This is a genomic window from Marinomonas sp. THO17 (assembly GCF_040436405.1).
Taxonomy (GTDB): Bacteria; Pseudomonadota; Gammaproteobacteria; order Pseudomonadales; family Marinomonadaceae; genus Marinomonas.
In genome coordinates this window covers 119,545-143,696 of sequence record NZ_AP031575.1, presented here as the reverse complement: position 1 = coordinate 143,696, position 24,152 = coordinate 119,545, and the positions used below count along the sequence as shown (strand labels likewise).

6 protein-coding genes and 4 tRNA genes are annotated in these 24,152 nt (G+C 46.9%); 5 read left to right on the top strand and 5 right to left on the bottom strand.

Annotated elements, in window-relative coordinates:
* The first annotated feature begins 58 nt into the window (after positions 1 to 58).
* The 4 genes from ABXS85_RS00625 to ABXS85_RS00610 all read left to right on the top strand — a co-directional run bounded on the left by ABXS85_RS00625 (position 59) and on the right by ABXS85_RS00610 (position 4,636).
* A complete protein-coding gene (locus ABXS85_RS00625; RefSeq protein WP_353668113.1) occupies positions 59 to 1,549 on the top strand; it encodes a PLP-dependent aminotransferase family protein in 1,491 nt (496 codons plus the stop codon).
* 173 nt (positions 1,550 to 1,722) lie between these two features.
* Positions 1,723 to 2,457, top strand: a complete 735-nt coding sequence (locus ABXS85_RS00620; protein WP_353668112.1) for a sulfite exporter TauE/SafE family protein — start codon at positions 1,723 to 1,725, stop codon at positions 2,455 to 2,457.
* Between the two features lie 10 nt (positions 2,458 to 2,467).
* Positions 2,468 to 3,229, top strand: a complete 762-nt coding sequence (locus tag ABXS85_RS00615) for an SDR family NAD(P)-dependent oxidoreductase (protein WP_353668111.1) — start codon at positions 2,468 to 2,470, stop codon at positions 3,227 to 3,229.
* Positions 3,230 to 3,247: 18 nt separating this feature from the next.
* Complete coding sequence (locus ABXS85_RS00610; protein ID WP_353668110.1) at positions 3,248 to 4,636, top strand: aminotransferase class III-fold pyridoxal phosphate-dependent enzyme; 1,389 nt, start codon at positions 3,248 to 3,250, stop codon at positions 4,634 to 4,636.
* 527 nt (positions 4,637 to 5,163) lie between these two features.
* Here ABXS85_RS00610 and ABXS85_RS00605 read toward each other — a convergent pair.
* The 4 genes from ABXS85_RS00605 to ABXS85_RS00590 form a co-directional block, all read right to left on the bottom strand.
* Positions 5,164 to 5,253 (bottom strand) — tRNA-Met (locus ABXS85_RS00605).
* Between the two features lie 231 nt (positions 5,254 to 5,484).
* Positions 5,485 to 5,561: transfer RNA gene (locus tag ABXS85_RS00600), tRNA-Met, on the bottom strand.
* A 109-nt stretch (positions 5,562 to 5,670) separates the two neighbouring features.
* Positions 5,671 to 5,747 (bottom strand) — tRNA-Met (locus tag ABXS85_RS00595).
* Positions 5,748 to 5,796: 49 nt separating this feature from the next.
* A tRNA-Met gene (locus ABXS85_RS00590) sits at positions 5,797 to 5,873 on the bottom strand.
* Between the two features lie 189 nt (positions 5,874 to 6,062).
* Between ABXS85_RS00590 and msrA the strand changes: the two genes are divergently transcribed.
* The gene (gene msrA, locus ABXS85_RS00585) at positions 6,063 to 6,722 is read left to right on the top strand and encodes a peptide-methionine (S)-S-oxide reductase MsrA (RefSeq protein ID WP_353668109.1); all 660 of its coding nucleotides are present in this window, start codon (positions 6,063 to 6,065) and stop codon (positions 6,720 to 6,722) included.
* A gap of 68 nt (positions 6,723 to 6,790) precedes the next feature.
* Here msrA and ABXS85_RS00580 read toward each other — a convergent pair whose 3' ends face one another.
* Entirely contained in the window at positions 6,791 to 23,914 is a 17,124-nt protein-coding gene (locus ABXS85_RS00580; RefSeq protein ID WP_353668108.1) for an Ig-like domain-containing protein, read from the bottom strand.
* Positions 23,915 to 24,152: the final 238 nt, after the last annotated feature.

Genomic DNA, 24,152 nt, shown 5'->3' with positions numbered 1-24,152 from the left:
CATTAGTCCAGTTAATCGTTGTGGAGCAAATATTGCATTAGTTTGGAGCATTAAATTGATGATGTGGAGGTACATCTTGTTAGAACATTACTTTCATATTGAATTTGACCCTGAAAGAACACTACAGGATCAGATCAGAGAATTTATCGTCAATTTGATACTGAAAGGTGGCCTGCCATTAGACGAACCCTTGCCTTCTTCTCGCCATCTATCAAAGATGTTAGGGGTTTCTCGTAATACCATTGTGCTGATTTATGAAAGTCTAGTGGACAGTGGTTTCATTGAAGCGCGTTCGCGAAAAGGTTTTTATGTTAGCCATACATTTCACAGCACAGAAGCTTTGAGCACTGATTTAGTGCAAGAAGACGACAGTAACCCTCCAAACTGGTCTGAGCGTTTTCAAAGACAACCAAGCAACGAAATTAATATTGTTAAACCTTATGATTGGCAAAGGTTTGAATACCCTTTTATTTATGGACAAGTGCAAAAAGACTTTTTCCCCTTGGAGCAATGGCGCGACTGTGTGAGAAAAAGTATGTCGGGGCAATGGAATAAATACTGGATCAATGACCTTGTTGATTCAGATGACCCTCTTTTGATTGAGCAGATCCGCACTCGTCTATTGCCACGACGTGGTATTTACGTAGAACCTAGTGAAATTTTGATCACTATCGGCACGCAAAATTCTCTCTATTTATTGGCTAATCTACTATGCAATCAGACCACTAAGGTTGCCTTGGAAAATCCCGGATTTAGAGATGCTCTTAATATTTTTTCCATCTTTAATGCGAATATCCACCGTCAACCCATCGATCAGCATGGTCTGATTGTGAATGACCAACTAAAAGAATGCGATTATGTCTATATCACGCCAAGTACTCAGGTGCCAACTGGCGTAGAACTCAGTAAGGAAAGAAGACAACAGCTGTTATCTCTCTGTACGAAACATGACTGTATCATTATCGAGGACGATTACGACGCAGAAGTAAACATCAAACAAAACCCACAACCAGCGTTAAAAGCCCTCGATAAAAACAATCGAGTGATATACATAGGCAGCATGTCAAAATCCATTTCTCCAGGCCTACGAGTAGGGTTTATGGTGGCAGATGAAGAATTGATTACAGAGATTCGTGCTCTAAGGCGACTTATGTATCGCCACCCTCCAGCGAATATACAGCGCCAACTGTCCTTATTTTTGTCCTTGGGTTATCACGACACTTATCTGAGAAAACTCAGAGTCATCAATGCCTCTAAGTCGCAACGTATCAACGACGCCATTGATTGTCATCTCCCAGAAATGCGCACCATTCAACATGTCAGTGCAGGTGCAACGTCTGTTTGGCTGAAAGCTCCAGAGCATGTCAATACAGAGGAAGTTTCTTGGTTGGCAGCACAAAGTAGCATTTTAATGGAGCCTGGGGCCGTTCACTTCACGGTTGAGAATCCGCCACAGAATTTTTTCCGATTGGGCTTTTCAGCCATTGAATCTCATAAAATTGAACCTGGCATCAAAGCCTTAAAACAAGTATTCGACCACTTTCTCTAGTATGGATTAGGTCAAATCTAACGCCCCTATTTATCGCTGTTATTGATGCCTTTCTTCGCTGGCACCATATTCCCTTATAGCTGGACCTATAGGCTAATCGAGAATCCCTTATACCGTATCACTGCGCCCATACTTCATCTCACTTCGGGCCAGTGATAACGGAGATCGTTTGAATGCCCCATTTTGAAATTGCCATCTTGTTAATTTTTATGGCTGCTGTCATTCGCGGTTACACAGGTTTTGGCTTCGCCGCAATTGCCATTTCGGGATTAAGTTTTATTTGGCCTGCCAAAGTGAGTGTTCCCGTCATTTTACTATTGGACTTGATTTGCTCAATTGGCTTACTCAGAAAAGCTTGGTGTTTTGCAGACATGGACTTGCTCAAACAACTCAGCATGGGAGCGTTTGTCGGCATTCCTTGTGGTCTTTTGATTTTAACCCACCTACCAGACTCTATTCTAAAATTGAGTGTGAGCGTCAGCGTCCTTGCCATGTCATGCTGGCTATTAAAACCACATTATCAGCATTTAACGCCACACAAATGGCTGACACGTGAGATAGGCATGATTTCGGGTGGTTTTACCGCTGCTGCATCGATTGGCGGTTTGCCAGTTGTGTGCTATTTACTTCTCACCTCTTATGCCGCTCAGGTTCAACGTGCCACACTTGTCCTGTTTCTTAGCGCTACCGATTTCGCTTCCGTCATCCTCATGATGATGAATCAATTTATCGATGCCTCTTTGCTTGCGCCTACTCTCATTTTACTTGGCCCTGCCTTTATCGGCGTCATGCTAGGTCAATGGCTATTCCATCGACATACACCAAAATCATTTCGGCATATCGCACTACCTGTGCTGATTTCTTTGTCTTTACTGAGTCTGTATTTCAACTTTCACATTGCTCGTTAAGGAGAGTGACATGAACAAAACCGCCGTTATCACGGGTGCCACTTCTGGCTTTGGTTTAGCTGCGGCGAAACTCTTTGCCCAATCAGGATGGAATCTCATCCTTACAGGTAGAAGAAGTGATCGACTAAAGCAAATTAAAGACGACCTATCCAACCAAACTAAGGTGCTCACGTTGATACTTGATGTGTGTGATAACCAGCAGATTATTGCTGCGTTTCAATCATTACCTGCTGATTTTCAATCTATAGACTTACTCATCAATAACGCAGGTTTAGCTTTGGGAACAGAAGCTGCACAAGAATCAGACCTAAAACAGTGGCACACCATGATAGATACCAATATCAAAGGTTTAACCAGTGTTACTCATGCTCTATTGCCTCGACTCATAGCGTCTGGAAACGCAGCTAGCATTATTAACATTGGCTCGATTGCTGGAAGATGGCCTTATCCTGGCGGCAATGTTTATTGTGGCACCAAGGCTTTTGTCGAACAGTTTTCGCTCGCGTTACGTTGTGATCTCGCTGGAACAGGCGTTCGAGTAACTTGCCTAGCGCCTGGACTTTCTGAAAGTGAGTTTACTCTTGTCAGAACAGGCGGCGATAAACAAGCCTACGATGCTCTGTATAAGGGAGCGAATGCCATACAACCAGAGGACATTGCGGAAACCTTACTATGGATCGCTCAACTTCCCGCTCATTTAAACATTAATCAATTAGAAATCATGCCAGTGAGCCAAAGCTGGTCACCTTTTGCTGTTCAACGCCATCAATAAATTTCAGAGGAATTCCTTATGTCTTTAATAAATGCATACACTGACCATCAAATAAAAGCCTTTGATAAAAAACATGTGTGGCACCACTTAACTCCAGGCACGGCTGCAAATAATGGCCTGCCAGTATTTGTTAAGGGTCAAGGCCTCGATCTATGGGATATCGATGGCAACCACTACCTAGACGCGTCTGCAGGTGGCGTTTGGGTTACCAATACAGGCTATGGCCGTAAAGAGATCGTCGATGCTATTAGCGAACAACTACTGGAATTAAATTTCTTTGCCAGCGCCATGGGAAACAAACCCGCTGCGGTTTTTGCAAATCAATTAATCGATAAAATGCCAGGTATGAATCGTGTTTTTTACTCAAGCTCAGGTTCAGAAGCGAATGAAAAAGCCTTCAAAATGGTGAGACAAATTTCACACAAAAAGTACGCAGGTAAGAAACATAAAATTCTATATCGTGAACGTGATTATCACGGCACCACTATTGCCGCCTTGAGCGCGACAGGGCAATCACAGAGGCGTGATCAATTCGGTCCTTTTGTACCGGACTTTGTGGAATTCCCTCACTGCTTTGAATATCGTAGTCAATTTGAAGACTGTACAGATTATGGTCTTAAAGCAGCAAAATTAATGGAGGACGTGATTTTACAAGAAGGACCTGAGACAGTAGGTGCGGTGATTATTGAACCCATTACCGCAGGTGGCGGCATTATCACTCCACCTGAAGGTTATTTAAAAGCGGTAGAGCAAATCTGTAAAAAACACAATGTTCTTTTGATCCTTGACGAAGTCGTATGTGGACTGGGCAGAACAGGAAAGTGGTTCGGATACCAACATTACGATATCCAACCAGACATAGTCACCATGGCAAAAGGCGTTGCCTCTGGTTACGCTGCGATTTCATGTACTGTGACAACAGAAGCTGTTTACAAAGACCTTCAGGAAACAGATCAAACAGATAAACTTGGCTATTTTCGAGACATTTCAACTTATGGTGGCTGCTTAGCAGGCCCTGCTGCGGCCATCGCTAATATGAATATCATAGAAAAGGAAAATCTAATTGAGAACTCAGCTAAAATGGGTGAAATTTTACTCAAAGGCTTAGCAGCGCTTAAATCAAAATATCCCATTATTGGTGATGTTCGAGGCAAAGGCTTACTGGTCGGCATTGAGCTGGTTGCAGATCCAATTAGCAAACAACCTTTGGATGAGAGCATTGCCATCAGCATTTTTGCTAAATGCAAACAAGCAGGATTGTTAATCGGTCGAACCAATCGTAGCTTTGCCAAATTCAATAATATTTTGAATATGAGTCCAGCCTTGTGCGTTACTGAAGCTCAAATTCAGCAAATTTTAACAACACTCGACCAAGCTTTTGCGGAGCTAACGGTTGATTTATCGTAAACCTAATCTCGCGATGCTAATCCTACCCAGCGAATGCTATGTCATTTGCTGGGTAAACGGATCACCTCAGCCACTCTTCAACTCTTAAGCTTTTCTCCACTGAGTGGTGGCCAAATTCAAACCTAGCAAACCAGTGCTTACCTCTACGTATGAAAAAAATCCTCGAGATTACCCAATGAACCTTAATAGTGAATGGCTGAAAGATTAATTGGGACGAAACACTTTAGAGAAATAAACAACCTATGCCTTTTAAAAAGGAAATTAAATCGTTGCGGGAGCATTTTCTTGAATAAAAAGCGAACCAACAACCGTTAAGGATAAGCCAAAATTAGAATTGATTGCGGGAGCCTCTTTCTCAAATAAAAAGAGAACTAACGACCATTAAGGATAAATCAAGATTAGAAATGGTTGCGGGAGCCACTTTTTTGAATGAGAAGCGAACCAACGACCGTTAAGGATAAGTCAAAATTAGAATTGGTTGCGGGAGCCTCTTTCTTGAATAAAAAGCGAACTAACGACCTTAATATTGGTTGCGGGAGCCACTTTCTTGAATAAAAAGCGAACCAACGACCTTCGGGTTATGAGCCCGACGAGCTACCAGACTGCTCCATCCCGCGACATGTAACCTATTGAAATTCAATGATTAATTTTGAAATGGTTGCGGGAGCCACTTGCTTGAATGAAAAGCGAACTAACGACCATTAAGGATAAATTAAGATTAGAATTGGTTACGGGAGCCACTTCCTTGAATAAAAAGCGAACCAACGACCGTAAGGATATTAAAAATGGTTGCGGGAGCCACTTCCTTGAATAAAAAGCGAACCAACGACCGTTAAGGATATTAGAAATGGTTGCGGGAGCCGGATTCGAACCAACGACCTTCGGGTTATGAGCCCGACGAGCTACCAGACTGCTCCATCCCGCGACAAATAAACTATTGATATAGCTAACAATTTTCTTAGTGAACCAACGACCTTTAAATTGGTTGCGGGAGCCACTTCCTTGAATAAAAAGTGAACCAACGACCTTTAGATTGGTTGCGGGAGCCGGATTCGAACCAACGACCTTCGGGTTATGAGCCCGACGAGCTACCAGACTGCTCCATCCCGCGACAGATTAGGATTTAAAGATAAATCCACTAACATTTTTGTTCACTTCATTGGTTGCGGGAGCCGGATTCGAACCAACGACCTTCGGGTTATGAGCCCGACGAGCTACCAGACTGCTCCATCCCGCGTCAACGAGGTGCGTATTATAGGTAGATTTAGAACAGAGTCAACACTATATTAGCATTTAAATAAATTTAGCTTGTTTTGCACTTTTTTAACACAATTGATGTGTTGTTGGTTGCAAGAAAAAACTTGAAGACTCATCCAGTGTCTGCAAAAGTGTCGCTCATATTATTTTGCTTGTTGAGGAATTCTTTATGCCGAATCCAATTGAACAAATGCTGAAAAAATCTTCTATCCCCAGTGAGTCTGAGGCACTACCCGGTCGTCACTCAGCCATCCAAGTTTCAGGTATTCATGCCGTTAACGGTGAGAACTTTCTGAGGGAGAAAGCCAGTCATGAAGCAGAGGTCATTCTTGGCATGGGGTGTTTTTGGGGCGCCGAACGAAGGTTATGGAATACACCTGGCGTTATCATGACATCCGTTGGTTACGCTGGCGGTTTCACTCCTAACCCAAGTTATGAAGAGGTTTGTACTGGTCAAACAGGTCACAGTGAAGTGGTACAAGTTGTCTACGATACTAAGCAAACCAACTTAGAAACCATTCTGAAAGTGTTCTGGGAAAGTCATGATCCCACTCAGGGGATGCGACAAGGCAATGACATTGGCAGTCAATATCGGTCCGTTATTTATACAACTCAAGAAACGGATTTGGCCATCGCTGAACAAAGTAAAGCCGCTTTTCAAAAAGCACTTATCCAAAGCGGGCATGGAATGATCACCACAGAAATAGAGCCACTGAAGAAGTATTATCTAGCGGAAGAATATCATCAACAATATCTTCATAAGAATCCAAATGGCTACTGTGGTTTAGCTGGAACAGGTGTCAGTTGCCCTATCGGATTGTCAATTTAAAGATCATTAAAACTCACCCCGAAACGAAAAAAGCCGAGTTCTGTACTCGGCTTTTTTGGCTATCACCATTAACCATCAATGTTAATGTCGTATTCTTGATTATTAAATACCACACTAATGGTGCCGCCAGCAGCAACATTGCTCGCATCACCAAATACAGCAACATCCTGAGCCTCTTCACCTGAACCAATTGTTAAATGTTTCGCGCCTTCTCCGTCTTCCGTAATACTTACATTAGACTCAAGGAATGCCGTGATAGCATCAGCGTCTTCAGAATCTGTTCCATTCGGCAGATCCAGTAAATCGGAGATATCCAATGAATCTTCATTCATGTTGAAGTCAACCAACAAGTCTTGTGTAAAGCCATCAGACAAGTCATCATCATTATTCAGAATAAAGATATCATTGCCTTCTCCACCAGTAAGACTATCAACAGCATTGTCTTCACCACCGAACAGTACATCATCACCAAGGTTGCCCAAGATATTGTCTTCACCAACTCCACCTTCAAGATAATCATCATTACCCGATCCAACGAGATAGTCATCTTGTGTGGTGTTCATAAGCCCATCATTTACATCGCTGGTATTGGCGGTCACGGCGAGATCAAATTGTCCTAGCTCTTGATCCGTAGTGCTCACGATCAACAAATCATCTACTTCCGTTTGCCCTTCTGACAAGGTTACCGTATAACTGCCATCTGAATTTTCAGTCAGATCCTCACCGTTTTGTTGCAGCTTAGCATCATCTGGAACACCAGTAATGGTAATGCTTTCCACATTCTCATTTTGCGCCAAATCCGCCACACTAATTGCCACACTATAGCCAGCCGTACTGCTATTATTAAAGGCATTCTCGTCACCTTTTAGTAAGCCATCTGCCAACATAATATTTTCAAAGCCAGACACCTGATACTTAATATTATCCTTATTATTTTGGTAATCCTGTAGTGTGTAAGACTCTAATACAATGGAGTCCGTTCCGGCTCCCCCACTAATGTAGCCCTGATTGTATCCTTGACTGATAAGTCCTTTAATCACAACATAATCATCGTTAGAGCCAGTGTGTACTGAAGCAAGAAGATTCCCATTGATAGATAAAGTGTCATTACCACTGCCTAAATTGATATAACCATCACGTGTTAAGCTTCCACCTACAGTGACAGAGTCATCTCCTGCCCCTGTCTCCATAGTTGCATCGACTTTATCTCCAATAAAGACTTTGTCGTCTCCGCTCCCCGTTGAAAGGTAGCCATTACCTTTTAGATCGTCTTTGACATAGATACTGTCATCACCCGAGCCTGTTTGCAGACTGGCTTCAATATCATCGCCAATGTCGATTTGATGATCGCTGTTATCAAATCTAACCCAATTATCATAATCCTTAGACTCAATATGAGTTGCATTGGTAATAACATCAGATTTAGCGTTAAATTGGCTTTCTTGAGCAGCGACTTCGGTTATATCCACTGTGATACTTGCTGCAGTATTTTGCACTGATAAGTTTACAGACGCTGTCGACTCACCACCTTTACCATCGGAAATGCGGTAATCAAATGATGCATTACCACTGTAATCCACTTCTGGAATAAAAATTATCTTTCCAGTGGCATCCATATAAACATAGCCATGCTGTGCATTCGAAACACTTGTAATATTTAAGGTGTCTCCATCTAAATCCGTATCATTAGATAAGAGTTCAGATGGATCCATTGTTATCGCACCACCAGTACTAGAAAGGCTTGCCGTTAAGCTTGATGAATCAAGAGCGGAGTAAGTTACGCCACCATCATCGCTAATCTCTGGCTGAAAAACATGATCTCCACCTTGATCCCACCACAACATTTCTATGGCGTAATAGCCGTCTTCTGCGATTGTAAAACTAGCAAATGTATCTTCTGAGGCTATTTGATTGTTACTGGCGGACGCCACCACATTACCATCAAGGGTGATTTGATAGCCATCGTCTGCATACACCTTAAAGTTATAGCTGCCCGCCTCTAGATAAACATAACCTGACAAGCGCATACCACCATCGCTCGTGGTTGCTGGATCATTACTCAAACTTGCCGCATCGCTACCTAAGAAATTCTGTAGATTAGAACCACTCGAAACATTACCTGTACCATACTGGTAAGCAATATTCGAGGCGACAAATTCGGCATCAGCACTGCTATTAGAGATCAAGTTTTTGAAGTCGGTTAAATTATCAATCTGTTCATTGAAGCCAAAGTACTCACCTTTAAGGCCATTTGTTATAGACACAAAAGTATCATCAAAAGCTTCTGGCGTATTATTCAAGCCTACATTGATCGACAATGTGGCACTTGCTGTACTACCATCTTGGTCTTGAATCATGTAGGTAAAGGTTTCAGTTGCACCACTAGGAATGTTTGAAACACTTGCTGTCACAAGATATTCATAGCTGCCATCCGCATTTAAGGTTAAACGACCGTACTCACCTTCAACACTTTGTCCCGCTGCGAAATCATCTACATCGACCGTATTGCCGGCAGCCACATTCGTCACGCTGATACTACCATCTTGGCTTAACTCATCTGCACCAAGACCATTGTCATCAAACACGTTACCCGTTGTTTCAGGTAAGCTGTAACCTTCTCCTTCAACCACTCGAACAACAAGTTCATAGCTTGTGGAAGCATTTTCATAGGTATGGATAGAGGTAATGATCTCTCCATCTGGGTTGCCTACTTCACGAAAACCAACCACTTGTAGAGTGTAAATATCGCCTTCCCATTCAAAAGTAACAAAGGTATTTTCCACGGTAACTATGTCACGAGAGGCTTCTTCATCACCATTTACATTCAGTGTTTCGTTATGACTGAAGTTGACCGTCAATTGAACCGACTCAGTGGTTCCTAAGTCATCGGTCAATGCGAAATCAACCGTCATTGAAGCCGCATTAATGGCACCACCGTCAAAAATTGGGTAGTTATAATGAGTAAAAGTCCCTAGCACTATGTCTTCGTTAAGTTCAAAATGGCCATCTAATTCCGCGTCATTATCAACAAAACCGTAGCCAGATTGTGCTCCGTTATAGTTTGCCGAATGACCCCAGCGAATTTGATCGTCTCCGTCATCATTATCATTGCCATCAAATGTCCAAACATTTGTCCCGCCACTGCGACTAACCCAATTCGCTTCAACACCGGACACTTCAAATGTTTCGCGTCGAACTGTGATATCCGTTTGATCATCTACGGCTACTGGCACGGAATCTTCTACATCAATGTTGACAATAAAACTACGACCATCGTCCAAGGTGACTGTGACTGAGTCTTGATCTCCTTGCGAGTCACTGTGATCTCGAACTGGCGCTTGGTATAGATATTCTCCATCAACCAGACTAATAGTGGCACCAAAGTCCGTCGTTACTTGCGTCACACCGTCTGGGAAAACAAAACCTTCGGGCAAACCTGTCAGCACAACTTGTTGACCTTCACCAGCCGATAAAGTGACTTCTGTCGACAGATCTACGGTATGAGTTGACGTACCTCGGCTTTCTACTGTATTACCCGCTGCATCACTGGAAGTAACCACAACATCAAACTCTGTATCTTCGGCCAATTCGCTGGCAGCGACATTTACCGACCAAGAGCCGTCGTCATTAACGGTCGTCGTGTATTCCGTACCATTGATGACCATCTTAACTTGGTCACCCACAGTAATGTCCCCACCTGAAGCCTGACCAGAAACGGTCACAGTGTCATATAATTCCGTACCATCAATCTGATCATCAGAGGTAATTGCATTGACAGTAACGCTTCCCGCTTCTGCTTCTAGATCCGCTGCTGGTGCAGTTCCGCTGACTTCAACGGAACGGTTACCCGCGTCATCAGAAAGACTCACAGTTATGCTATCTTCTGGCGCCACTTCAACCGCAATACCACTTTCAATAAGGGCGGCCGTCAAAGTGATGGTAACAGCCGTATTGTTGTTTATCTGATAGGTAACTTTGTCGCCCACTTCAGAACCAGTTACAGCAATTGTCGCTGTCACAGTGCCGTCTTCACCCACCTCATCGGCATTATATAAAGAGTCGTCACCCGTGCTTTCGAAGCTAATGGACGGTGTAGCAATGCTTAAATCCGTTGTGTGTGTCGAACTTACTGTAGACTCAACTTCATTTCCTGCACTGTCAGTAGAAGAAACCACAACATCAAATTCGGTATCTGCAGCGAGATCGGAGCCTGCTACCGCAACTGACCAAGTACCATCCGCTTGAACACGGGTTGAGTATTCAGTGCCATTAATGGTCATGGTGACAACATCACCAGCTGAAATATCACCACCAGAAGCGCTACCAGACACAGTTACCGTCTGCTCACTCTCTGTTATGTTGATAATGTCATCTGACGTAATTGCATTAACGGTTACCTCACCGGATTCAGCTGAAGTATCTTTCTCTATGCTCATCACTTCAGACTGAACAGTATTACCAGCGGCATCCGAAGCATTTACGACAACGCTTAATTCACCATCAAGTAAACTAGAGACATCCGCTCCAATTTCAAAATAGCCATAACCACTATCATCCTCAATATCTATGCCTTCCGTTATCCTAATGCTGTTTCCTTGTTCATCGGTAATGGTAATAGATTGAACGTCACCGCCTAATTCAATCCAACCACCAACGGTCATATTGCCTTGTTCATCAAGATTAATGACCATATCGCCACTTTCATCTTTAACAAAAGCATCAATATCTGCGACTAGATCAACCTTATAAATCTCAGTACTGGTAGCAACAAAATCATTGCCAGCATCATCAGTACCAGTGACTTTTGCCGTGATGGATGGGTTATCCGTGGCATTCGCTAAATCCGAGCCCAACACATCAACACTGTACAAGTATCTACCACTTGAATCCTGCTCTGCACTGACTTGCGCAGTCCCTATAGCATTCCCTTCAAGTTCAATCGTAACCGTGTCGCCTGGTCGAGCATCACCACCAACCCAACCAGTAATAGAAACATAATTCCCTTCTTCAGCTTCTGCCGCACTAATGAGCTTATCACCAGTGATAACATCAACATCAATACTGGCATTAGCTGTCAAATCGACTGTATGGGTCGACGTTGCTTTACTTTCTACACTATTGCCTGCGGCATCAGACGAAGTTACAACTGCATCAAAAATGGCATCTGCAGCCAGATCAGCACCTGCCACATCGACAGACCAAGTACCGTCTTCGGCTACTTGGGTAGTGTAGGTGTTATTATTAATCACCAGGGTAACGGTATCGCCTGCAGCGATGTCGCCGCTTGTTGCCGTACCAGTAACAGCAATCGTTTGCCCAGCTTCGGTCGCATTGATCACGTCATCTTGAGTAATCGAACCAACCGTGACAGTGCCCGCTTCCGCGGCTAAGTCGACTGTATGAGTCGAAGAGCCAGTGGATTCGACAGTATTGCCCGCCGCATCAGAAGATGTAACAACAGCATCGAACGCCGTATCAGCCGCCAAGTCAGCGCCTGCCACATCAACAGACCAAGTACCGTTTTCTGAGACGGTGGTGGTGTAAGTTTGACCATTAATTTCCAGTGAGACAGTATCGCCAGCCGATATGTCACCACCTGAAGCGGTACCAGAAACAAGGATGGTTTCGCCGCTTTCTTGAGCGTTAATGACATCGTCTTCTGTGATGTCGTTAACGGTAACCGTGCCAGCAGTGGCTTCAGTATCGACCGTATGAGTAGATGAGCCTGTAGATTCCACTGTATTGCCTGCTGCATCACTTGAGCTAACCACAGCATCGAACGCCGTATCCGCAGCCAAGTCAGCGCCTGCCACATCGACAGACCAAGTACCATTTTCTAAAACTGTGGTGGTGTATTCGGTGTTGTTGATTACTAGCGTAACGGTATCACCTGCAGCAATGTCGCCACCTGTTGCCGTACCAGAAACAAGGATGGTATCACCACTTTCTTGGGCATTAATGACGTCATCTTGAGTGATGTTGTTAACAGTCACCGTACCCGCTTCTGCAGCCAAGTCGACTGTGTGTGTTGAGGAACCGGTAGATTCCACTGCGTTGCCAGCCGCATCACTTGAACTTACTACCGCATCGAACTCAGTATCCGCCGCAAGATCAGCACCCGATACATCAACTGTCCAAGTACCGTTTTCTGAAACGGTGGTAGTATAAGTTTGACCGTTGATTTCCAGTGTGACGGTATCGCCAGCCGAGATGTCGCCGCCTGTTGCGGTACCAGTAACAGCAATCGTTTGCTCAGATTCCGAAGCGTTAATGACATCGTCTTGAGTGATGTTATTAACAGTCACCGTACCCGCTTCTGCAGCCAAGTCGACTGTGTGCGTGGACGAGCCAGTGGATTCCACTGTATTGTCAGCAGCATCACTTGAACTCACCACCGCATCGAAGGCCGTATCGGCAGCCAAGTCAGCACCCGATACATCGACAGACCAAGTGCCGTTTTCTGAAACTGTGGTGGTGTATTCGGTGTCGTTAATCACCAAGGTAACAGTGTCACCAACCGAGATGTCGCCACCTGTTGCCATACCAGAAACAAGGATGGTTTCGCCACTTTCTTGAGCGTTAATAACATCGTCTTGAGTAATTGCACCAACCGTCACTGTGCCAACGGTTGCTTCGGTGTCCACCGTGTGAGTCGAAGAGCCAGTGGATTCCACTGTGTTGCCAGCTGCATCACTTGAGCTAACCACGGCATCGAAGTCAGTATCAGCAGCCAGATCAGCACCAGCCACATCAACAGACCAAGTGCCGTTTTCTGAAACGGTGGTGGTGTATTCGGTGTCGTTAATCACCAAGGTAACCGTATCGCCAGCCGAGATATCGCCACCGGTTGCCGTACCAGACACCGTGATAGTCTCACCACTTTCTTGAGCATTGATCACGTCATCTTGAGTAATCGCACCAACCGTGACTGTGCCAGCGGTTGCTTCGCTATCCACCGTATGAGTAGATGAACCCGTGGATTCAATAGTATTACCCGCCGCATCAGAAGATGTCACCACGGCATCGAAGGCCGTATCCGCCGCCAAGTCCGCACCTGCTACATCGACAGACCAAATACCATTTTCTGAAACTGTGGTGGTGTAAGTTTCACCATTGATTTCCAGTGTAACGGTATCGCCTGCAGCGATGTCGCCGCCTGAAGCTGTACCAGATACAAGGATGGTTTCGCCGCTTTCTTGAGCGTTAATGACGTCATCTTGAGTAATCGCACCAACCGTCACTGTACCCGCCGTGGCTTCGGTATCCACGGTATGAGTAGATGAACCTGTGGATTCCACTGTATTGCCAGCTGCATCACTTGAGCTAACCACGGCATCGAACTCGGTATCCGCTGCGAGGTCAGCGCCTGCCACATCGACAGACCAAGTGCCATCTTCGTCAATCCTGGTGGTGTAAGTTTGACCATTGATTTCAAGTGTAACAGTATCGCCAGCCGAGATGTCGCCACCTGAAGCTGTACCAGAAACAAGGATGGTTTCGCCGCTTTCTTGGGCGTTAACTACATCGTCTTGAGTGATGTTGTTAACAGTCACAGTACCCGCTTCCGCGGCTAAGTCGACTATGTGTGTTGAGGAACCGGTAGATTCCACTGTGTTGCCTGCTGCATCAGAGGATGTCACCACGGCATCGAAGGCCGTATCCGCAGCCAGATCCGATCCCGCCACATCCACTGTCCAAGTACCATCTTCGGCAACAGTTGTGGTGTACGTTTGACCATTGATTTCCAGAGTGACAGTATCGCCCGCGGCAATGTCGCCGCCTGTTGCGGTACCAGTAACAGCAATCGTTTGACCAGCTTCGGTCGCATTGATCACATCGTCTTCCGTGATTTTGTCTACGGTTACCGTACCAGCGGTTGCTTCTGTGTCGACTGTGTGCGTGGACGAGCCAGTAGAATCCACTGTATTACCAGCAGCATCACTTGAGCTAACCACGGCATCAAATGCCGTATCCGCAGCAAGATCAGCGCCTGCCACGTCAACAGACCAAGTGCCATCTTCATCAACCGTAGTGCTGTATTCGGTTTCGTTAATCACCAAGGTAACCGTGTCACCAACCGAGATGTCGCCGCCTGTTGCGGTACCAGAAACAGCAATCGTTTGCTCAGATTCAGTCGCGTTAATAACATCATCTTGAGTGATGTTGTTAACAGTCACCGTACCCGCTTCCGCAGCCAAGTCGACCGTGTGAGTCGAAGAGCCAGTGGATTCCACTGTGTTGCCAGCTGCATCACTTGAGCTAACCACAGCATCGAAGGCCGTATCCGCAGCCAGATCCGATCCCGCTACATCGACAGACCAAGTACCATCTTCGTCAACCGTGGTGGTGTAAGTTTGACCATTGATTTCCAGTGTGACGGTATCCCCTGCAGCAATATCACCGCCTGTTGCCGTACCAGACACCGCGATAGTCTCACCACTTTCTTGGGCATTGATCACGTCATCTTGAGTAATCGCACCAACTGTGACTGTGCCAGCGGTTGCTTCGCTATCCACTGTATGAATCGAAGAACCCGTAGATTCGACAGTGTTGCCAGCGGCATCAGAAGATGCGACGACCGCATCGAAGGCCGTATCGGCAGCCAAATCCGATCCCGCTACATCCACCGTCCAAGTGCCATTTTCTGAAACCGTGGTGGTGTAAGTATTGTTGTTGATAACCAGAGTAACGGTATCGCCAGCCGAGATGTCGCCGCCTGTTGCGGTACCAGATAAAGCAATAGTTTCGCCGCTTTCTTGAGCATTAATGACATCGTCTTGAGTGATCGCACCAACTGTGACTGTGCCAGCGGTTGCTTCGGTGTCGACCGTGTGAGTAGATGAACCAGTGGATTCCACTATATTGCCAGCAGCATCACTTGAACTAACCACGGCATCGAAGGCAGTATCGGCAGCAAGATCAGCGCCTGCTACATCGACAGACCAAGTACCGTCTTCGGCTACTTGAGTAGTATAAGTTTCACCATTGATTTCCAGTGTGACGGTATCGCCAGCCGAGATGTCGCCGCCTGTTGCCGTACCAGTAACAGCAATCGTTTGCTCCGATTCCGCCGCGTTAATGACATCGTCTTGAGTGATCGCACCAACCCTCACTGTGCCAGCGGTTGCTTCGGTGTCGACCGTATGAGTCGAAGAGCCAGTAGATTCCACTGTGTTGCCTGCTGCATCACTTGAGCTAACCACGGCATCGAAGGCCGTATCCGCCGCCAAGTCAGCACCAGCTACGTCCACCGACCAAGTGCCGTTTTCTGAGACAGTGGTGGTATAAGTTTGACCATTGATTTCCAGTGTGACGGTATCGCCTGCAGCGATGTCGCCACCTGTTGCGGTGCCAGAGACAGCGATAGTTTGTTCTGACTCGGCTGCATTGATCACGTCATCTTGAGTGATTGCACCAACCGTCACCGTGCCAGCAGTGGCTTCGGTATCCACCGTATGAGTCGAAGAGCCAGTGGATTCAACAGTGTTACCCGCTTCATCACTTGAACTAACCACGGCATCGAAGGCCGTATCCGCCGCAAGATCTGAACCTGCCACATCAACCGACCAAGTACCGTTTTCTGAAACTGTGGTGGTGTATTCCGTGTCGTTAATCACCAAGGTAACCGTGTCGCCCGTTGCGATGTCACCACCTGAAGCTGAACCCGTAACAGCAATAGTCTCACCGCTTTCTTGAGCATTGATCACGTCATCTTGAGTAATCGCACCAACCGTCACTGTGCCAGCGGTTGCTTCAGTATCCACGGTATGAGTAGATGAACCCGTGGATTCGACGGTATTGCCAGCTGCATCACTTGAGCTAACTACAGCATCAAACGCCGTGTCTTCGGCAAGGTCAGCACCTGCCACATCAACAGACCAAGTACCGTCTTCGGCTACTTGAGTAGTATAAGTTTGACCATTGATTTCCAGTGTGACGGTATCGCCTGCAGCAATATCGCCACCTGTTGCGGTACCAGTAACAGCAATCGTTTCACCACTTTCTCGAGCGTTAATGACATCATCTTGAGTAATCGCATCGACAGTCAAAGTACCCGCTTCCGCGGCTAAGTCGACTGTGTGTGTTGAGGAACCGGTAGACTCCACTGTGTTGCCTGCTGCATCACTTGAGCTAACCACGGCATCGAACGCTGTATCCGCCGCCAAGTCAGCACCAGCTACGTCCACCGACCAAGTACCATTTTCAGAGACTGTGGTGGTGTAAGTTTGACCATTGATTTCCAGTGTAACAGTATCGCCTGCAGCGATGTCGCCACCTGAAGCGGTGCCAGAGACAGCGATAGTTTGACCAGCCTCGGTCGCATTGATCACGTCATCTTGAGTAATCGCACCGACAGTCACTGTGCCAGCAGTGGCCTCGGTATCCACCGTGTGAGTCGAAGAGCCAGTGGATTCAACAGTGTTACCCGCTGCATCACTTGAGCTAACTACAGCATCGAAGGCCGTATCGGCAGCAAGATCCGATCCCGCCACATCAACAGACCAAGTGCCATCTTCGTCAACCGTGGTGGTGTAAGTTTCACCATTGATTTCAAGAGTGACGGTATCGCCAGCGGCAATATCGCCGCCTGTTGCGGTACCAGATACAGCAATAGTCTCGCCACTTTCTTGAGCGTTAATGACATCATCTTGAGTGATCGCACCAACCGTGACTGTACCAGCGGTTGCTTCGGTATCTACCGTATGAGTGGACGAGCCTGTGGATTCAACAGTGTTACCCGCTTCATCACTTGAACTCACCACGGCATCGAAGGCCGTATCCGCAGCCAGATCCGATCCCGCTACATCGACAGACCAAGTACCGTTTTCATCAACCGTGGTGGTGTATTCGGTGTCGTTAATCACCAGAGTGACGGTATCGCCTGCAGCGATATCACCACCCGCTGCAGTACCAGAAACAGCAATTGTTTGACCAGCTTCGGTCGCATTGATTACGTCATCTTGAGTAATCGCACCAACCGTCACTGTACCCGCCGTGGCTTCGGTATCCACGGTATGAGTAGATGAACCTGTGGATTCCACTGTATTGCCAGCTGCATCACTTGAGCTAACCACGGCATCAAATGCTGTATCCGCCGCAAGATCAGCACCAGCCACATCAACAGACCAAGTACCGTTTTCTGAGACAGTAGTTGTGTAAGTTTGACCATTGATTTCAAGTGTGACGGTATCGCCTGCAGCGATGTCGCCACCTGTTGCCGTACCAGAAACAAGGATGGTTTCGCCACTTTCTTGAGCGTTAATGACATCATCTTGAGTGATGTTGTTAACAATAACCGTACCCGCTTCCGCAGCCAAGTCGACCGTATGAGTAGATGAGCCAGTCGATTCGACAGTATTACCAGCGGCATCACTTGAGCTAACCACAGCATCGAAGGCCGTATCCGCTGCCAGATCCGATCCCGCCACATCAACAGACCAAGTGCCATTTTCTGAGACAGTGGTGGTGTATTCCGTATCGTTAATCACCAGAGTAACGGTATCGCCAGCCGAGATGTCACCACCTGAAGCGGTACCAGTAACAGCAATCGTTTGCTCAGATTCAGCCGCATTAATGACATCATCTTGAGTGATCGCACCAACCGTTACTGTGCCAGCGGTTGCTTCGGTGTCGACCGTGTGAGTAGATGAACCAGTGGATTCCACTGTGTTGCCTGCTGCATCACTTGAACTAACCACCGCATCGAAGGCCGTATCCTCTGCAAGATCCGATCCCGCCACATCAACAGACCAAGTGCCGTCTTCGTCGACGGTAGTGGTGTATTCTGTGTCATTAATCACCAGGGTAACCGTGTCGCCAGCCGAGATATCACCACCCGCTGCAGTACCAGAAACAGCAATCGTTTGTTCCGACTCGGCCGCATTGATCACGTCATCTTGAGTGATCGCACCAACTGTGACTGTGCCAGCAGTGGCTTCGGTATCCACCGTGTGAGTAGATGAGCCAGTGGATTCGACAGTGTTGCCAGCTGCATCAGAAGATGTGACGACCGCATCGAAGGCCGTATCCGCCGCCAAGTCCGCACCTGCTACATCGACAGACCAAGTGCCATTTTCTGAAACGGTTGTGGTGTAAGTTTCACCATTGATTTCCAGTGTGACGGTATCACCTGCAGCAATGTCGCCACCTGTTGCGGTACCAGTAACAGCAATCGTTTGCTCAGATTCAGCCGCATTAATGACATCATCTTGAGTGATCGCACCAACCGTGACTCTGCCAGCAGTGGCTTCGGTATCCACCGTGTGAGTAGATGAGCCAGTGGATTCGACAGTGTTGCCAGCTGTATCAGAAGATGTCACCACGGCATCGAAGGCCGTATCAGCAGCCAAGTCAGCACCCGATACATCCACCGTCCAAGTGCCATCTTCATCAACCGTAGTGCTGTATTCGGTGTCGTTAATCACCAAGGTAACCGTATCACCAGCGGCAATATCACCGCCCGCGGCAGTACCAGTAACAGCAATCGTTTGCTCAGATTCCGCCGCGTTAATGACATCGTCTTGAGTAATGTTGTTAACGGTAACCGTACCCGCCGTAGCTTCGGTATCCACCGTATGAGTAGATGAACCCGTGGATTCCACTGTGTTGCCAGCGGCATCGCTTGAGCTAACTACAGCATCGAAGGCCGTATCGGCAGCAAGATCCGATCCCGCCACATCAACAGACCAAGTGCCGTCTTCGTCAACCGTGGTGGTGTAAGTTTCACCGTTGATTTCAAGAGTGACGGTATCGCCAGCGGCAATATCGCCGCCTGTTGCGGTACCAGTAACAGCAATCGTTTGCTCAGATTCTGCCGCGTTAATGACATCGTCTTGAGTGATGTTGTTAACAGTCACCGTACCCGCCGTGGCTTCGGTATCGACTCTGTGTGTGGACGAGCCAGTAGATTCCACTCTGTTGCCAGCGGCATCACTTGAGCTAACTACAGCATCGAACGCCGTATCGGCAGCAAGATCCGATCCCGCTACGTCCACCGACCAAGTGCCATTTTCTGAAACCGTGGTAGTGTAAGTTTCACCGTTGATTTCCAGTGTGACGGTATCGCCTGCAGCAATGTCGCCACCTGTTGCCGTACCAGTAACAGTAATCGTTTGCTCCGATTCCGCCGCGTTAATGACATCATCTTGAGTAATCGCACCAACCGTCACTGTGCCAGCAGTGGCTTCAGTATCGACCGTGTGAGTTGATGAACCAGTGGATTCAACTGTGTTACCCGCTGCATCACTTGAACTCACTACCGCATCGAAGGCCGTATCGGCAGCCAGATCCGATCCCGCTACGTCCACCGACCAAGTGCCGTCTTCGTCAACCGTGGTGGTGTATTCGGTGTCGTTAATCACCAGAGTAACGGTATCGCCTTCGGCAATATCACCACCCGTTGCGGTACCAGATACAACAATAGTTTCGCCGCTTTCTTGAGCATTAATGACATCGTCTTGAGTAATGTTGTTAACGGTAACCGTGCCAGCAGTGGCTTCAGTATCGACCGTATGAGTCGAAGAGCCAGTGGATTCAACAGTATTGCCCGCCGCATCAGAAGATGTCACAACGGCATCGAAGGCCGTATCCGCCGCCAAATCAGCGCCTGCCACATCGACAGACCAAGTACCATTTTCTGAAACCGTGGTAGTGTAAGTTTCACCGTTGATTTCCAGTGTGACGGTATCGCCTGCAGCAATGTCGCCACCTGTTGCCGTACCAGTAACAGTAATCGTTTGCTCCGATTCCGCCGCATTGATCACGTCATCTTGAGTGATGTTGTTAACGGTAACCGTACCCGCAGTGGCTTCGGTATCCACCGTATGAGTCGAAGAGCCAGTGGATTCCACTGTGTTGCCTGCTGCATCACTTGAGCTAACCACGGCATCGAAGGCCGTATCCGCCGCAAGATCAGCGCCTGCCACATCGACAGACCAAGTGCCGTCTTCGTCAACCGTGGTGGTGTAAGTTTCACCATTAATTTCTAGTGTGACAGTATCGCCTGCAGCAATATCACCGCCTGAAGCGGTACCAGTAACAGCAATCGTTTGCTCAGATTCAGCCGCATTAATGACATCATCTTGAGTGATCGCACCAACCGTCACCGTACCCGCCGTGGCTTCGGTATCCACCGTGTGAGTAGATGAGCCAGTGGATTCCACTCTGTTGCCAGCTGCATCACTTGAGCTAACCACCGCATCGAAGGCCGTATCCGCCGCCAGATCCGATCCCGCCACATCAACAGACCAAGTACCATTTTCTGAGACGGTGGTAGTGTAAGTTTGACCATTGATTTCAAGTGTAACAGTATCACCTGCAGCAATATCACCGCTTGAAGCGGTACCAGTAACAGCAATCGTTTGCTCAGATTCAGCCGCATTAATGACATCATCTTGAGTGATCGCACCAACCGTGACAGTACCAGCCGTGGCTTCGGTATCCACCGTGTGAGTAGATGAGCCAGTGGATTCCACTCTGTTGCCAGCTGCATCACTTGAGCTAACCACCGCATCGAAGGCCGTATCCGCCGCCAGATCCGATCCCGCCACATCAACAGACCAAGTACCATTTTCTGAGACGGTGGTAGTGTAAGTTTGACCATTGATTTCAAGTGTAACAGTATCACCAGAAGCAATGTCACCGCCTTCAGCCGTACCCGATACAGATACAGTACCAGCGGCTTCAGTGGCGTTGATCACATCGTCTTCCGTGATGTTGTCTACGGTTACCGTACCCGCAGTTGCTTCGGTATCAACTGTGTGAGTAGACGTACCAGTAGATTGAACAGTGTTGCCAGCGTCATCAGAAGATGTCACCACAGCATCGAACTCGGTATCCGCCGCCAAGTCAGCACCAGATACATCGACAGACCAAGTACCGTTTTCTGAGACGGTGGTAGTATAAGTTTCACCATTGATTTCCAGTGTGACGGTATCGCCTTCAGCAATATCACCGCCTGAAGCGGTGCCAGAGACAGCGATAGTTTGTTCTGACTCGGCTGCATTGATCACGTCATCTTGAGTAATTGCACCAACCGTGACAGTACCAGCAGTAGCTTCGGTATCCACCGTATGAGTCGAAGAGCCAGTGGATTCGACAGTATTGCCCGCCGCATCAGAAGATGTAACAACAGCATCGAACGCCGTATCAGCAGCCAAGTCAGCACCCGATACATCCACCGACCAAGTGCCATCTTCATCAACCGTAGTGCTGTATTCCGTGTCGTTAATCACCAGAGTAACGGTATCACCTGCAGAAATATCGCCGCCTGTTGCGGTACCAGATACAACAATAGTTTCGCCGCTTTCTTGAGCGTTAATGACATCATCTTGAGTAATCGCACCGACAGTCACTGTGCCAGCGGTTGCTTCGGTATCGACCGTGTGAGTGGACGAGCCTGTGGATTCAACAGTGTTACCCGCTTCATCACTTGAACTCACCACCGCATCAAATGCCGTATCCGCAGCAAGATCAGCGCCTGCCACATCAACAGACCAAGTGCCATCTTCGTCAATCCTGGTGGTGTAAGTTTCACCATTGATTTCAAGTGTAACAGTATCACCAGCGGCAATATCACCGCCCGCGGCAGTACCAGTAACAGCAATTGTTTGAGCAGCTTCGGTCGCATTGATCACATCATCTTGAGTGATGTTGTTAACGGTAACCGTACCCGCCGTGGCTTCTAAGTCAACGCCATAGGTTGCCGTTGTTGTTGCTGAATATGGATTACCAGCATCATCTTCGCCAGATACTGTTGCCGTAAAAGAAGTTCCCTGACTAACTAAGTCACTACCAGCGACGTCAACACTCCATGTTTTATTGGCTTGAACGGTGGCAGTGTATAAGGTGCCACCAATAGTCATAGAGACAATATCACCAGCTGAAGCATCGAACCCTACTCGACCAGAAACAGTCACAGTTTGGTTACTTTCTTCCTCGTTAATAATGTCGTCTTGAGTAATCTCATCAACACGAATTGATGCTCTCGCACCAGTATCGACAAAATAGCTTTCAGTAGTGGTTGAAGAGCCAGTTTGCCCAATATTATTACTAACGCTAACAGAACCGGATACTTGTGTATCAGTATCCGCCGCCAAATCACTGCCCGCAACGTCGACAGACCAAGTACCATCTTCTGTATTGACTTGCGCCGTATACTCAACACCATTAATGGTTAAAGTAACCACGCCAGATTCAAAAGCATCGCCCGTTACCCTACCTGTTATGGTAACGGTACTGTCCGCTTCATTCGCGTTTATGGTACTGTCTTCTGTAATAGGATCAATATCAAGGTTAATCAACAATTCACTGTCATCAACTGTGTGTGTTGATGAGCCCACACTTTGCACTTGAGCTCCAAACTCATTAGTGGAGGTTACCACCGCATCAAAATCAGTGTCGGCAACAAGATCTGAACCAGCTACCTCAACTGACCAAGTACCATTTTGAGCCACCTCTGTGCTGTAAGTTTGACCATTGATTACCAAGGTAACGGTATCACCTTGAGAAATATCACCACCCGTTGCAGTACCCGTTACCGTGACATTACCAGCCGCTTCTTCTGAGCTGATTTGATCATCTTGGGTAATGGTATTAATAATCACTGTACCCGCTTGGGCTTGAGTGTCTGAACCAGACGTTGAATTGGAAGTCGTGTTGTCAAAACTACTTGCAGGCAAACGCCCTGAAGCACTATTCGCTCCATTGGTTGTATCGTATCCATAAGTAGGCAAAGAGGATATGCCATCATTACCAAAACCTGGCAATGCGCTATCATCATTTCGTTCTATGGAAACATCTACTCTGTTTTGTTCATCAATGTTTGATTCACCTGCTGCTGGCGCATCTTGAATCAAAGTAGGGTCCTCTCCCGCCTCGATAGCAGCTTGAATCGCATCGGCGTCAGTAGAAGAGTCCGCCACTAAATCGTCATCGTCACCTGAGTTATAGACTTCATCATTTATTTCAACAATTGATTCATCACCAATCACTATTTCTGATTCATCGATAAATGTAATGGTGATGTTGCTATTGTTACTGGTTTTAACCACTTCACCAAAAAAAATAGGATCACCAAGTCTAACAACCCGCTCTTGACCATCGATGGATTCAACCACAGCAACACCAGTTAGCTGGGTAACAAGGCCAACAGGTTGACCAAGAGTTGCGAAGGATAATTGATTGTCGCTCATGTAGTGTCTCCGATGACTAACGGATTTAATGTATGATTAACTAAAGAATAAGAGACATAACACCTATCTGCTATTGTACCTTGGTACAGTCAACGCCTTGCTTTTGTAGCGAAATGTTAAGCAATGTAACCTTAGCATCATAAACTTCCCTTATGATTGCCTTAAATGTGCTAAGTCTTTATAATTTCGCCTAATTTTTGGACGCTCGTACTCATCAATTTAATTTGATGCTGCAGCT